Source organism: Rhizobium sp. N731, from assembly GCF_001664145.1.
Taxonomy (GTDB): Bacteria; Pseudomonadota; Alphaproteobacteria; order Rhizobiales; family Rhizobiaceae; genus Rhizobium; species Rhizobium esperanzae.
Genome location: NZ_CP013601.1, coordinates 65,001 through 79,880, shown reverse-complemented (window position 1 = coordinate 79,880; position 14,880 = coordinate 65,001). Strand labels below are relative to the sequence as shown.

The 14,880-nt window shown below is 57.7% G+C and carries 8 protein-coding genes, 1 tRNA gene and 2 rRNA genes; 2 read left to right on the top strand and 9 right to left on the bottom strand.

The genetic code is table 11. The features are described from left to right. Nucleotides 1–2: 2 nt before the first annotated feature. From AMK02_RS00375 to AMK02_RS00355, 5 genes are read right to left on the bottom strand one after another with little or no spacing between them, the layout of a single operon-like run. Nucleotides 3–974 carry a glycoside hydrolase family 26 protein gene (locus AMK02_RS00375; protein ID WP_064800180.1) on the bottom strand — a complete coding sequence of 324 codons (972 nt, stop codon included), beginning with the start codon at nucleotides 972–974 and terminating at the stop codon, nucleotides 3–5. A 3-nt stretch (nucleotides 975–977) separates the two neighbouring features. Continuing rightward, a complete protein-coding gene (locus AMK02_RS00370) occupies nucleotides 978–1,496 on the bottom strand; it encodes a DUF995 domain-containing protein (RefSeq protein ID WP_064800179.1) in 519 nt (172 codons plus the stop codon). Between the two features lie 36 nt (nucleotides 1,497–1,532). Continuing rightward, a complete protein-coding gene (locus AMK02_RS00365) occupies nucleotides 1,533–3,392 on the bottom strand; it encodes a glycosyltransferase family 2 protein (RefSeq protein ID WP_064800178.1) in 1,860 nt (619 codons plus the stop codon). After that, nucleotides 3,389–4,372, bottom strand: coding sequence for a UDP-glucose 4-epimerase GalE (gene galE, locus AMK02_RS00360; RefSeq protein ID WP_064800177.1), 984 nt, complete (start codon nucleotides 4,370–4,372; stop codon nucleotides 3,389–3,391). The genes AMK02_RS00365 and galE overlap by 4 nt, the downstream gene beginning before the upstream one ends. Before the next feature lies 1 nt (nucleotide 4,373). Continuing rightward, the gene (locus AMK02_RS00355; RefSeq protein ID WP_064800176.1) at nucleotides 4,374–5,396 is read right to left on the bottom strand and encodes a UDP-glucuronic acid decarboxylase family protein; all 1,023 of its coding nucleotides are present in this window, start codon (nucleotides 5,394–5,396) and stop codon (nucleotides 4,374–4,376) included. Between the two features lie 383 nt (nucleotides 5,397–5,779). On the opposite strand from AMK02_RS00355, the gene AMK02_RS00350 reads away from it, so the two are divergent. Continuing rightward, the gene (locus tag AMK02_RS00350; protein ID WP_064800175.1) at nucleotides 5,780–6,103 is read left to right on the top strand and encodes a hypothetical protein; all 324 of its coding nucleotides are present in this window, start codon (nucleotides 5,780–5,782) and stop codon (nucleotides 6,101–6,103) included. Between the two features lie 96 nt (nucleotides 6,104–6,199). Here AMK02_RS00350 and AMK02_RS00345 read toward each other — a convergent pair whose 3' ends face one another. Beyond that, complete coding sequence (locus AMK02_RS00345; RefSeq protein WP_064800174.1) at nucleotides 6,200–6,982, bottom strand: helix-turn-helix transcriptional regulator; 783 nt, start codon at nucleotides 6,980–6,982, stop codon at nucleotides 6,200–6,202. Nucleotides 6,983–7,619: 637 nt separating this feature from the next. On the opposite strand from AMK02_RS00345, the gene AMK02_RS00335 reads away from it, so the two are divergent. Then, nucleotides 7,620–11,039 carry a DEAD/DEAH box helicase gene (locus AMK02_RS00335; protein ID WP_064800172.1) on the top strand — a complete coding sequence of 1,140 codons (3,420 nt, stop codon included), beginning with the start codon at nucleotides 7,620–7,622 and terminating at the stop codon, nucleotides 11,037–11,039. Between the two features lie 191 nt (nucleotides 11,040–11,230). On the opposite strand, the gene AMK02_RS00330 is transcribed toward AMK02_RS00335, so the two are convergent. The 3 genes from AMK02_RS00330 to AMK02_RS00320 form a co-directional block, all read right to left on the bottom strand. Continuing rightward, nucleotides 11,231–11,307: transfer RNA gene (locus tag AMK02_RS00330), tRNA-Met, on the bottom strand. 104 nt (nucleotides 11,308–11,411) lie between these two features. After that, nucleotides 11,412–11,526, bottom strand: a 5S ribosomal RNA gene (gene rrf, locus AMK02_RS00325). A 212-nt stretch (nucleotides 11,527–11,738) separates the two neighbouring features. Beyond that, a 23S ribosomal RNA gene (locus tag AMK02_RS00320) occupies nucleotides 11,739–14,539 on the bottom strand. Between the last annotated feature and the right edge of the window lie 341 nt (nucleotides 14,540–14,880).

Below are 14,880 nucleotides of genomic sequence, written 5' to 3'. Positions count from 1 at the left end.
CATCAGTTGTCCGCCAAGCTCTCGACCACGCGCCAGTCAGGCCGGCCGAGATTGAACGGCCAGGCATGCACGTCCCGGTCATTGAAATAGACCACTTCCCGAAGGTTCGGGAAGGCGCTCTGTTTCAAGGTCGCGGTTTCGATCCAGGGCCTCATATAGGCGTCGCCGCCTTCGTAGCCGAGCTCTGCGACCCAGATGGGCTTTCCATAGCCAGCGACCAGATCATAGCCCTGCCTCAGCGCCTCCGAGAAGGTCCGGTGCTTGTTGTAAGCAAGTTCATCATAGCGCTCCAGCCCGAAGACCGACAATCCGACCAGATCGACATAGTTGTCGCCGGGATAGTAGTCCTGCAGGCCTGGCAGGCCCTTCGGTGACCACATGATCTCGGTGCCGGGCGCCTCCTCGCGGAGCATGTCCATCATGCGTTTGTAGGCGGCGATATAGTCTTGCGGGTTCCAGCCGGCCCACGAAAAGCGCCCGGATTTGTCTTCCATCTCCTGTCCCCAGCGGACGATCACGGGGCTTTTCAGCTGGGATATCATCTGCGCGATCGCCCGCATGTTGACATCGTAGTCGCCGCGCAGAACCTTTGCGCGAAGCTCGCCCGAGGTCAGCCGCCAATCGACATCCCAGGACCAGGGCTCCACCGTAATCAGCAGGTTGCGGCCCCTGGCCAGTGCATAGGCATCCGCAACGCGCAGCGTCTCCAGGTCAACGTCTTCCCACGGCAGGAACAGGGCTTCGGTCGAGACATTGGCCTGGGCGCCGAAATCCCCATGCGGGTCGTAGGCGCCGAACTTGATGCCGTCGGCATGGACGACCGGGCGTTTGTCGATGATCGTTCGCGCGCTCGCCGCCGGGTTCGGCGCGATGCCCGCATATTGCACCTCGCTTCGGCCCGGCAGTCCCGCGACGCACAACAGCAGCAACGCGATCGCGGCGGCCGAGAGGTGATTTTTTGTCAGCTTCTTCATGGCTCACCCTCCTTTTCGGGCTATTTCCTGATTCAGCAGGAGCTGCTTCAGTTCATACGCCTTGGCGCTGACGGTATCCGTAGAGACGAGCTTGCCGTATTCGTCATCCTGGCGCACCGAAGAATGGCGGAAGACGTACCAGTTGCCGTCCGGCTGACGGCGCTGGTAGATCGTATTGCCGATCTTGCGGTGACCGAAACAGGTGCTGGCACGGGCTGCTCCCTCGGCATTCGTCCAGGTCGCGCGCATGCAGAGCTGGCCGAGATCGTCCACCACCCATTTGCCTTCGGCGAAGGACTGCTTGCCCTTGTCGTTGGTCCAGGCCACGAACCGCCGGCCTTCATCGAAGAAACGGCCGCCGCCGGTGCCCCAGGTCCAGGTCTTGTCACCGTAGATGCGATAGAGTTCATAGGCGCTGAGCGGCGTCGGCGGCGTCTTGGTGGCCTCGGCAGCGTGCGCCATCACAGGCAGGCACAGGCTGAGAGCCAGGGCTATGCCATACAGTCTCGATCCGATGCTCATTATATGCTCCTCCTCGACACGTGCCGGTTGGCCGGTTCAAACACCCTGTTGGCCCCGTCCCGCGCTTCCGAATCCATTCCATCTGAGGCGAAACTTCACGGTCCTGGTCTTGCCGCCGAGGCCGGCCCCGGCGACGGCAAATTGCGATTGGCTGAAACTGATGAGCGTCTGGCCATGGGAAAGGGCTTCGAGGCCGCGCAGACCGTGGTTGCCCGCCTGCAAGCCGCCGGCGACACAGATCGCCAAACCGGTGGCCGTCGCGAACCAGAGGCCGCGCGATTGCGGCAGCAGCGGCAGGCCGTTCTCGATCGCATGGCGAATGACAATCAGCACCGTCAGTGACAGATAGAGCACGAGGTTCATCGCAGCGAAAAGGTAAAAGCCCTGAGCGGCAGCGGCCTCGCCGGCGAGCGCCATGGCCGCGGCGCAAAGCCCCGCGAGAGCAAGATAGGGCGCAACCACGCGCAGCGGCAAAGACTGCTGCTGCTGCCTTCCCTTCGGGGTGATGCGAAAGTCGACGAAAGAACCGGAGATATGGTCGCGAATGGCCGCCAGGCTGCCGGCCAGCGACCATGGCCAGCGCAGAAAGGTGAAGGCCAGCCCTTCCCATCCAAACAGTTTCGCATCGTGCGGCCGGAAGGTTCCCGTGGCCCGCCAGAAGAAAGCAAAGAGCGTCAGCACGATCGACATCGGCGCGAAATGCAGCAGAAAATCCGGATAGGTCACGTTGACGAAGACCTCGCCCGTCAACAAGGCGGCAACCGGCAGCAGGAACATCACTGCCATGACCGAGGAAAAGAGCGGATACCACAGCTGCGAAAAGACGAACTGGAATTTCAGCCGCCAGGGGAGATGGATGACGTAGCGGCGGGAATATTGCAGCAGAATGGTGACAAGGCTGCGCGACCACTGGAATTCCTGCACGGCGAGATCGACGAAATTCGCCGGGCCGTCGCCATGAGCGATCGCATCGACCGCGTGGACGCCGCGCCAGCCGCCGGCGTTCATCATCAGCGTCGTCGAATGATCTTCGGCAAGCTCGGGGCCAAGGCCACCGATCTGGCGAAGGGCTGATGTGCGGACCGCATAGTGGGAGCCGATGCAAAGGGGCGCCCAGCCATTGTTGTAACCGGTCTGCAGCGAACCGTGCAGACTTGCCTCCGCATAGAGCCTGCCGCGCGCGACCCAACTCGCCGCGGCATTCGCATCACAGATGCTGGGAGCGGTAACATAGCCGACGCCAGGATCGGCGAAGGGACGCAGGACTTCACGGAGATAGGTCGGTGTCGGCACATGATCGGCATCGAACTGGGCGACAAAATCGTAACGGGCATAGCCGAAATGGTCGTAGAAATAGGCGAGATTGCCTTCCTTGCACCGCGTCCGGCGCGGCCAGGTCGTGCGGTGATACTCCGCCACGCCCTTTCGCGTCGAGATCAGCACGCCGTGCTCGGCGCACCAGCGTCTGGTTTCCGCGGAAGGATCCTCATCGGCCAGCCAGACATCGAACTCGACACCGGTCTGATCGAGCATCGCCTGAAGCGTGGCGCGGACGACGGCAAAGGGTTCGGACGGCGCCTTGGTGACGACCATTGCCACGCGTCCTTCCGGCAGCAGGACGCGCGAACCGATCGTTCTGGCATCGAGGAAGATCAGGATGAAATAGGCGGGGACAAGCGTTATCCAGGCAAGCACGACGGTGACGAGCACGAAGGCTGGCCAGGAAATGATGTGGGCGGACCGACACCACCAGCTCCAGAAATAGCCGAGCGCCGCCAGCCAGCAGAGGATGCCGAAAGCATAGGCAACACGCTTCCGACCCGTGAAAACCGGGTTGAATGCATCGGCGGCATTCGCCGTCCTGATCCGGTGATCGATCGCCGAAACCAGGCTCATGCCGTCATCTCCAGCCCGAAGGTGGGTCCGGCAGTGCGGATGATCGTGTCGATATCCGAAAGAGCCGGCACGAAGCCGAGCTCTGCCTTGGCCCGTGCCGTATTGGCAAACAGGATCGGCGGATCGCCGGGGCGGCGGGCGCGATAACGGACGGGGACTTCGCGGCCGCTGGCGCGATAGACCGCGTCGAGGATCTCGCGCACTGACGTGCCGCGGCCGGAACCGAGATTGACGCTCAGCGAGGCGCCGTCTGCGATCAGGTGGTTGACGGCGGCCAAATGTGCCTGCGCGAGATCGCTGACATGGATATAATCGCGAATGCAGGTTCCGTCCTCGGTCGAATAGTCGGTGCCGAAGATATCGAGCCGCTCCAGCCTGCCGGCGGCGGCGAGGAGGGCGCGAGGAATGAGATGTGTCTCGGGCTCGTGACGCTCGGCAAGCTCGCCATCCGGATCGGCGCCGGCCGCGTTGAAATAACGCAGGGCAGCGAAGCGGATGCCATAGGCAGCGGCAAAATCCTCGAGCGCCATCTCGAAGATCAGCTTGGTACGTCCATAGGGATTGACCGGCTGCTGCGGGCTTTCCTCCCGTATCGGCAACGAGGCGGGGACGCCATAGGTGGCGCAACTGCTGGAAAAGACGATCCGATCGATTTCCTGGTCGAGGCAGGCTTCGAGCAGCGTGAGACTGCCGACGACATTGTTGCGGTAATATTTCCTCGGCATGTCGACGGATTCGCCGACATAGGCATTGGCGCCGCAATGGATGACGCAATCGGGCGAAAATTCGGCCATCGTCCGACGCAGCGCGATCGCATCGCCGAGTTCCCCGCGAACGAGCGGTCCCCAGCGGACGCTGTCGGCATGTCCGGTCGAGAGGTTGTCGTAGGTAACCGGGATCATCCCGGCGCGCGACAGCGTTTTGCAGATATGACTGCCTATGAAACCGGCGCCGCCGGTAACGAGAATATAGCGGGGCATCTCATACAGCCTCCGCCTGCTCCGTCCCGGCAAGCAGGCCGTCGAAATATTCAACGGTGCGCGCAAGGCCGGCTTCGAGCTCGATATGAGGCTGCCATGCCAGTTCCGTCATCGCCCGTGAGATATCCGGCCGCCGCTGGCGGGGATCGTCGACGACAGCCGGCAGGTGAACGATGCGGGAGCGCGAATTGGTGAGGTCCCGGATGATCTCCGCCAGGCGTCGAACGGTAAACTCGCCCGGGTTACCGAGATTGATCGGACCGTGGCATGCGCTGCCGGCTGCCGAGAAACGCAGGAAACCTTCGACGAGATCGTCGACATAGCAGAAAGAGCGGGTCTGCTGGCCGTCGCCGTAGATCGTCAGGTCGGCGTTGCGCAGGGCCTGCACGATGAAGTTGGAGACCACGCGGCCATCATCCAGGCGCATGCGAGGTCCGTAGGTGTTGAAGATGCGGCCGACCTTGATGTCGACGCCGTAGGTCCGGTGATAGTCGAAGAACAGGGTTTCGGCGCTGCGTTTTCCCTCGTCGTAACAGGCTCGCGGCCCGATGGAGTTGACATTGCCGCAATAGGATTCGCGCTGCGGGCTCTGGGTCGGATCGCCATAGACTTCCGACGTCGACGACTGAACGACGATCGCGCCGGTCCTGCGCGCACAGTCCAAGGTGTTGACGGCGCCGAGTACGTTGGTGAGCAAGGTGCCCACCGGATCCCGCTGATAATCGGGCGGAGAAGCAGGAGAGGCGAAGTTGAAGATCAGCGACGCTTCGATATCGAAGGGCTGACGGACATCGTGCTCGATGATGCGAAAGCTGGGATTCGACGCGAGATGCTCGACATTTGCACGGCGGCCGGTGGAAAAGTTGTCGAGGCATACGACGCTATAGCCGCGCAGCAGAAGCCTTTCGCAGAGATGCGAGCCAAGAAAGCCGGCTCCGCCATTTACAAGAGCGGTGCCCAGATTCTTGAGCACCGCTATGTTCTTTACTTCAGAATAGCCTTCGCCGGGAATGAAACTACGCATTACAAACTCCTCCCCACGTTTTAGTCTTTTGTATTATTAAGGCGCCTTGCACATCCACTACCCGGATGGATATTCATGCAACTGAGTACCCATACAGGAATAATTTCGAGGCTATTCTTCAGATAACTCATTTACTATTGAAATGATAAGACGATTGTTATCACGGTCAACTTTAAAAACATAAAATATCCCAAATAATTACGCGGTTGTTCTTTAGAATAACAAATGATTAATCATTTTACCTATTTTTTCGCGTAAAACGGGAATCACGCCGTTGCTCAAACTTTGCTCAATAAAGATCGGATAGAAGGGGGAGAGGCCGACCGCGCAGGGCTGCGCGACCGGCCTTGCATCCGGAAGCGTCATATGCGAGGGATTTAGGCATGTTCAAAAATCGCGCCGCAGCCCAGCCGAAAGGCTGGAGTCCATTTCATTTGGCGATGCTTGCCGGGGGAGCGACGCTTCTTGCGATCGGAGCAACGGCTTGTGCGGTCGTTGACGACGACATGGCCGCCATCGCGAAAAAGAATGTTGCCGTCGTCGAGACGACACCCGTGTCGAAGACTTACACCTACCCGGAAAATCGAACCGCTCGGCCTGCTGCGGCACGAGCCCGCATCGTCGCCTATCACGGGTCCGCGCCCTATATCTGCTCTCCAAGCGGCTTCGGACAGAAGTCGCGCTGCTTTGCGCGTCCCTCGATCTGAAGCAAAAGCGCCGCTGCATATTTCTTAAATCGGAATCGATTCAAGGATAGGACCATGCGCTCGTTGCACGCCTGAAAAGGGGCGCGGCGCTGCCGATCAGTTGCGCCAACGGCTGGACATGTCGTCATCGCCGACCGGATGATCATTGAAGAAGCGGGACGCTGCTTCCGTGCGGTTTCGGACGTTCATCTTCTTATAGATGTTGCGGACGTGAACCTTCACCGTATTTTCGGAAAGGTGCAGCTTGTCGGCTATAATCTTGTTCTGCGTCCCCTTGCAGATGAGATCCAGGATCTGAACCTCCCGGGTCGTCAAGGCGGAGATGCTGTCGCGTCTCAGCTTGAGCGCATTGTTGCGGGCGGCATCAACCGATTTCGTCTGATAAAGTGAGGCCTCCAACTGGGCCCCCTTGTTGGTGAGGCGGTTGAGAAGCGCCGAGGGAAAATGCTCCCCGCCCTTCATCAGCAGATCCACCGCCGCCATGAAAACATCAAGTCGAAGATTAAGCGGCAGGACGCCGTCGATGATCCTTGCCTCCACCAAGCGGCTGACATAGGGCTCCATCATGTCTATGGCCTCGACGACAAGTCCGATCGAGGTTTCCGGATGATTTTCTCTGACCGCCTGCAGCGCGTCTTGCAGCTCAGGCGCAGGTATATGGTAAAATAAAACGAGCTTTATATCGCTAGTATCCTTCTCCAGCATCGTATTTGCGCTTGTTATGCTTGGCACATCGCAGTTTGGAAATTTCTTTGCCAGCGCCTCCACCATGCATTCTGAAAACAGATCAGCCTTGGCTACTACAAGGATAGTATCTCCGGATGGGCTAGACTTCTTTGCCTGGTCCGCATTCTCCATTCCTGAGCCTGTCATGAACATATACGCCTCCCCTAGCGGTACACTTTACTCAAACATGAAGCGATGGCAGGTATAAGATAGTATGAAATGCCGGTCCTATTGTGTCATCGCCTTTTTCTTTAGACATTTCTTAATTATGTTAATACGGATTGAGAAGGAAGGAAATGGCCCAAAGTGATTAGTTTTAGGGAGCGAGAAACAATAAGATACTACGTATCGGTTGTATTTTTACTGATACTTATACTTCAAGGTTATATTTGTTCCCACTATAGATAATTCAGTAAATGTAATATTTCAGTACAAATTGTAATATTTTTGTCATCTTCTCCCGAAGATTATGAGGCAGGCGAAACGCTCGCAGGTTGTTCAACCCGGCGCGGTTGGCGGAAGTCTCGCATTCCAGCTGCTCGCGCCCGGTCGTAATCCCTGCAGGGCCAGCACTGCTCTCGAACGTCTCCGATCGTTCGCCGAGGCCGCGCATCGCAAGGCTGATATCAGCGCCAGCAAGGCGAAAAAAGGCAGCCGCGTCTGCGCTGACGCGCTTGCGCGGCCGTTAAATGCACGCGACCGGGCGCATCATCACCATGCTCTTTGATTTTGAGCTGCAATCGCTGCTAAAAGAGGCGTGAGCCTATTTTGCACTCCTCAGTGAGAAGTCATGCAGATCGATGCGGACAGGGTGGAACGGGAACAGCTTCTGGCCATTCTCGATTTCTGGCATAAAATCGAGTTTTTCATACCTTATGATCTCTCCAATCGTCTCGTCCTCGGCGAAGGACGGACCGTTTTCTGGCTGCATGCAGAGACGCTCTTGCAGGACAGCGCTGTACTCAGCCGTCCCGTCATACCCGAGGAGAAGCAGATCACCGGCTTCACCTTGTTCCTCGGCGTTTTCAGCAAATCCGAGATCGCCGACATCCGCAGGCACTTCGACAGCGCTGCGATCGACTTTACCGAGTATGAGGATGCCGAACGCAGCGATCTCGATGGCGATACCTGCTTTGCCAGCCTGCAGCTTACTCCGCTCGGACAGCCGATGTTCGAAACATTTTCCGTCTCGACGCTTCCATGGGCCCTCGGACGGGCACGGAAATCTGGTCTCTCCTCGCTCAGCCATGAGGCATTTGCAGACGGCAAGCGGCAGCTGTCGGAATTGCTTCAAAACTTCCAGGCGCAGCGACAGCTGGGATCTTCATCCTTCGAGGCCGCCACCGATCAGCCGATCGATGCCGGCGAAATCCTGGCGCTGCATGAATTGCTCTGCGATTGGGCGGGTTTTGCCTCACGCCAGGAAAAGCCCATCGCCGCCGTCGAAATACGCTACCGCGACAGGGCTGAAAGACCCGAGCTCATTTCGTTGCCGCCTCAACAGGAGGATCATGCAGCCAATGCCGACGAGGAAGACGAAGGTGCCAGCCTTGATGAGGACATCGGCATTCTGAACAGCTTCTTTATCGAGGATATCGAACGGGCGATGATCTGCGTCAGGCAGGGCAATGTCCCGGAGCCGCTCCGGCGGTACCTCAACCCGCCGGCAGATGAAAATCGGGTCGACGTTTATTCGGAAGAAGGACGCCGGGCGATCATTCGGGCGCTGCATCCCGCCAATCTCAACCGTGGACGCTGGCTGAGCGAGCCCCATCTTGCAATGAGCCTCATGCAACAATTCGCGATCAATTCGGCGATCGGCGGCCTGTCGGAAACGGGTTTGTTCTCGGTCAACGGCCCGCCGGGCACCGGAAAGACCACGCTGCTGCGTGACATGTTCGCGGAGAATATCGTTCGGCGCGCCCGGGTGCTCTCCTCCCTGACGACGGCGCGCGACGCCTTTGACGGCTCGCCACGTCGTGTCGGTTTTACGGATCGGAGCACCGCCTCAATATCGGCGCTGATCCCAGCCCTTGCCGGGTTCGAAATGGTCGTCGCCTCCTCTAACAATGCCGCCGTGGAGAATATTTCGCGCGACCTTCCTAAGCGGAGCTCGATCGCGAGGACGTCTTCCTTTCAATATCTGCAGACGGTCGCACACAAGATCGCCTGCCAGAAAGACAATGGATCGGTCGTCAAGCTCTCCGACAGCGACCGCCCATGGGGATTGATCGCCTGTGCCCTCGGCAATTCCCGGAACCGCCGAGCCTTCAAGGAACGTTTCGCCTTCATGGAGATCGCCGAAAGACCGAAGCCCGGCTGGTCGGGCGCCGCAAAGCCGCAGAGCATCTGGGAATGGTTGAAGAGCTATGAGGGGCCAAGCTTTGCCGAAGCGGCATCGGCTTTTCATGCCGCCGACGAGATGGTTCGCGAAAAGATCGGCCAATATGCGCGCTATGCCGATCTCCGCGATGAAATAGCGCCCGTTTCGGAGGATGCATTCTGCCGCCAAGCGCTCGAGAGGGTGGCTGCCGCCGCGGACGAAGTTTTGCATGCGCAGAACCGATGCGACATGCTGGCGACCGAAATGCGCCACATCGCCGACGGTTTGTCTTACCTGAAGGAGGAGGAACAACTGCTCGACCGCAGCGCCCCTGCGCGATGGAAGAGAGTGCTCTCGACCAACCCGACCCGGCAGCATCGGCAAGACGTCATCGTCAATGCGCGAAAGCAGCTGGAACTGCGCAAGGCGTTGGCCGAATGCGAAGATCGGCTCGCGAAAACCGATAAACCCGCGCTGGAACGGGCTTTGCGAGAGCATGACCGGGCCGAACGAGCACTGCGGTCACGCCGGAAAATCTGGTCTGCGAAAAAGGAGGAACTCGAGTGGCTGGGGGAAATTCTCGATCACCCCGCCGCACCGGAGCGTCCCGCCGATCTCGATAAGGACCGGGTGCAGATCGACGGTCTTTGGCATCAGGACGAACTGGCGGCTCTGCGTTCGGCATTGCTGGAAGCAGCGCTGACACTGCATGAAGCTTGGTTGGCCGATGTCGGCAGGAAGGGCGGAGGTTTTGGCGGAAACATCGTTGCCATCACCAAGCTGCTTTCCAACAACAATCCCGTCGATGACAAACACATTGCATCGATCTGGCAGAGCCTTTTCATGATCGTTCCGATCGTGTCGACGACGTTCGCGTCTTTTGCCAAGCAGTTCCGCGGGCTCGGGCCCGACTCGATCGGCTGGGCCTTCATCGATGAAGCCGGCCAGGCCGTGCCGCAAGCGGCGGTCGGGGCCTTGTTACGTGCACGTCGCGTCATGGTGATCGGCGATCCCTTGCAGATCGAACCGGTTTTCACGCTTCCGAGCGCGCTGATTTCAGGCGCTTCGGCTCTTTCACCCCACACGGCGGCAGGCCAATATTCGCCGAACAGGGCGTCGGTGCAGATGCTGGCCGATGTCGCCAATCGCTACGGAACGACACTTCAGGGCGAGGAGGCAGATGGGCTCTGGATCGGCAGCCCACTCAGAGTGCATCGACGCTGCATCGATCCGATGTTCAGCCTTGCCAATCAGATCGCCTATCAGAACAAGATGATCTTCGGGCTGCACGAGCGCCGACCGGCCGGCGACGCATCGCCCTTTTATGGCGACAGCGCCTGGATCGACGTCAAGGGCAAAGTATCGGGCAAACAGGCCGTCGCCGAGCAGACCGACTTCATCGTCGATCTCCTCGCCGCGACCTATCGCCGGGATGGTGCATTGCCAGACATCTATCTCATCTCGCCGTTCAAGGAGATCAAGACCAGTTTGAGACGGGCTCTTTCTCAGGCGGTCTGGATCGATCAAGACGGATATGCGCACGGATCTCCAGCGAAACTGCAGAAATGGCTTCAGGAACGGGTAGGCACGGTCCATACCTTCCAAGGCAAGGAAGAAGATATCGTTTTCATGGTCCTCGGCGCCGATGCCGAACATCGCGGAGCGGCTGGCTGGGCCGCATCCAAGCCAAACCTGTTGAACGTGGCGCTGACGCGCGCTAAGCGCCGTTTCTACATCGTCGGCGACCGCACGCTCTGGCAAACGCTTCCCTATTTCAGAGAGGCAGCAAATGCATTGCGGACGATCCAACCCGCGGAATTCCTGGCCCGCAATGAGCTGAACGTGAGAGATCGGACTCCGGCGCCGTTCGCTGAACGCCTGCTCTGACGATTTCCAGGAATCAAAAAAGCCCGCGAGCTGCGGGCTTTTTTGTATTTGGTTGCGGGGGCAGGATTTGAACCTGCGGCCTTCAGGTTATGGTGAGCTTCAGCGAACGACGAGCTGCCATCGCCAGCGAAGATGAAGTCTTCGCGCGAGCGATAACTGATGCTGGTGTTCCTGGAAGATATGGAAAGGATTGGTTGCGGGGGCAGGATTTGAACCTGCGGCCTTCAGGTTATGAGCCTGACGAGCTACCGGGCTGCTCCACCCCGCGGAAGTATTATAACACGAAAGGCCGCTTTTGAGCGGCCCTTTGTTCGGCTTTGGGCCGTTGGATTGTGATTGAGAAGATTTTATCAATTGAGTTGCGATTTGCAGACCTGGCAGCGACCTACTCTCCCGCGTCTTAAGACGAAGTACCATGGGCGCAGGGGCGTTTCACGGCCGTGTTCGGAAAGGGAACGGGTGCAGCCACCCCGCCATAACCACCAGGTCGGCAAAGCGCAACTTTGTTTGAGAAGCTGGCAGGCGTTAGCCTGTTTTGTTTTGAACACGTCTTTGATCTTTCCGGCTGCGGGTGCTTGTGGCACCCATACAGGCCAGAGGCCGTCGCGCTTTGTGGCGCGGGCCGTCCGCAGCGCCCTTGGCGCGTCAGGACAAGGTCAGGCCTCATCAGCCTTTGGCTGATGAGCATGAACAATGAGAACGATCAAGCCGATCGAGCTATTAGTACCGGTAAGCTTCATGCGTTGCCGCACTTCCACACCCGGCCTATCAACGTGGTCGTCTTCCACGGCTCTGATAGGGAACACTCGTTTTCAGGTGGGTTTCCCGCTTAGATGCCTTCAGCGGTTATCCCGTCCATATATAGCTACCCTGCTATGCCCTTGGCAGGACAACAGGTCCACCAGAGATATGTCCATCCCGGTCCTCTCGTACTAGGGACAGATCCTGTCAATATTCCTACACCCACGGCAGATAGGGACCGAACTGTCTCACGACGTTCTGAACCCAGCTCACGTACCGCTTTAATTGGCGAACAGCCAAACCCTTGGGACCTGCTCCAGCCCCAGGATGCGATGAGCCGACATCGAGGTGCCAAACAACCCCGTCGATATGGACTCTTGGGGGTCATCAGCCTGTTATCCCCGGCGTACCTTTTATCCGTTGAGCGATGGCCCTTCCACGCGGGACCACCGGATCACTATGACCGACTTTCGTCTCTGCTCGACTTGTCAGTCTCGCAGTCAGGCGGGCTTATGCCATTGCACTCGACGACCGATTTCCGACCGGTCTGAGCCCACCATCGCGCGCCTCCGTTACTCTTTCGGAGGCGACCGCCCCAGTCAAACTACCCACCATACACTGTCCCGGACCCGGATGACGGGCCGCGGTTAGACATCCATGACGATAAGGGTGGTATTTCAAGGATGGCTCCACGGAAACTGGCGTCCCCGCTTCAAAGCCTACCACCTATCCTACACATGCCGACACGAATGCCAGTGTAAAGCTATAGTAAAGGTGCACGGGGTCTTTCCGTCTGACCGCAGGAACCCCGCATCTTCACGGGGAATTCAATTTCACTGAGTCTATGTTGGAGACAGCGGGGAAGTCGTTACGCCATTCGTGCAGGTCGGAACTTACCCGACAAGGAATTTCGCTACCTTAGGACCGTTATAGTTACGGCCGCCGTTTACTGGGGCTTCGATTCAAAGCTTGCACCTCTCCTCTTAACCTTCCAGCACCGGGCAGGCGTCAGACCCTATACGTCGTCTTGCGACTTCGCAGAGCCCTGTGTTTTTGATAAACAGTCGCTACCCCCTGGTCTGTGCCACCCCACAATAGTTGCCTAAAATGGGGTCACGCTTCTTCCGAAGTTACGCGTGCAATTTGCCGAGTTCCTTCAACATAGTTCTCTCAAGCGCCTTGGTATACTCTACCTGACCACCTGTGTCGGTTTCGGGTACGGTCTATACGGTGGAGCTATTTCCTGGAACCGCTCCGCTGCCCTGATAATCCAATAAACCAGAACAACTTGTGCAATCCGTCACTACCACCAGGCCCACGAATATTAACGTGGTTCCCATCGACTACGCGTGTCCGCCTCGTCTTAGGGGCCGGCTAACCCTGCTCAGATTAACTTTAAGCAGGAACCCTTGGTCTTTCGGCGAGAGGGTCTCTCACCCTCTTTATCGTTACTCATGTCAACATTCGCACTTCCGATACCTCCAGGAGCCCTCACGGGTCTCCCTTCATCAGCTTACGGAACGCTCCGCTACCACTTGCATTACTGCAAATCCTCAGCTTCGGTGCATGGCTTCAGCCCCGTTACATTTTCGGCGCAAAGACCCTTATTTAGACCAGTGAGCTGTTACGCTTTCTTTAAATGATGGCTGCTTCTAAGCCAACATCCTGGTTGTTTTGGGATCCTCACATCCTTTCCCACTTAGCCATGACTTGGGGACCTTAGCTGGAGGTTAGGGTTGTTGCCCTTTTCACGACGGACGTTAGCACCCGCCGTGTGTCTGCCGAGTAGTACTCCCCGGTATTCGGAGTTTGGTTAGGATCAGTAAGACGGTGAGTCCCCATAGCCCATCCAGTGCTCTACCCCCGGGGGTATTCGCTCGACGCTCTACCTAAATAGATTTCGCGGAGAACCAGCTATTTCCGAGTTTGATTGGCCTTTCACCCCTAGCCACAAGTCATCCCAATCTATTGCAACAGATGCGGGTTCGGTCCTCCAGTTGGTGTTACCCAACCTTCAACCTGCTCATGGCTAGATCACTCGGTTTCGGGTCTAATGCAACAAACTATATCGCCCTATTCAGACTCGCTTTCGCTGCGCCTACACCTACCGGCTTAAGCTTGCTTGTTACACTAAGTCGTTGACCCATTATACAAAAGGTACGCCGTCACCCTTGCGGGCTCCGACTGTTTGTAGGCATCCGGTTTCAGGTTCTATTTCACTCCCCTTGTCGGGGTGCTTTTCACCTTTCCCTCACGGTACTTGTTCGCTATCGGTCATGCACGAGTACTTAGGCTTGGAGAGTGGTCTCCCCATGTTCAGACAGGATTTCTCGTGTCCCGCCCTACTCTAGGACAATCGTGATATCTACGCGTACGGGGCTGTCACCCACTACGGCCGCACTTTCCAGAGCGTTCCACTTTAATCACAATTGCCACTGGCCTGGTCCGCGTTCGCTCGCCACTACTTGCGGAGTCTCGGTTGATGTCCTTTCCTGCAGGTACTTAGATGTTTCAGTTCCCTGCGTTCGCTTCTTACACCCTATTTTATTCAGGTGCAGATACCTTATCACAATGCTTGGAAAGATAAGACGATCAGCAGATCGTCTTAAATTTTCCAAGCATTTAAGGTGGGTTGCCCCATTCGGAGATCCATGGATCAAAGCTCATTCGCAGCTCCCCACGGCTTTTCGCAGCGTATCACGTCCTTCATCGCCTGTGCATGCCAAGGCATCCACCAAATGCCCTTACGACACTTAATCGTTCTCATTGCCAATGCTCATCATCTCGCCACCGTCCCCAAAGGAAACGGCAACAGACCGGGTTACCTTTTACAACCCAGTCAATCCAACAATGCCATCGACGTGTTCGACAGGTCTGCTTTATTGGAGCTACGCCGAGCAGCCCACTTGCAGCCTGTCTTAAGACCAGCTTCTCGAGATATGATCCGATACCGCGCGGTCAGGCAACGGCAATCAAGTCGTCCGTCAGATGCTTCATCCCTAGAGATCAAACAAACAACAACGACCCAGAGCGACAAGCTTCCTACCTACCTCCAGTCCCTCCACCATATCCGGCCGGCTAGGCCATCCATGGTTTCACA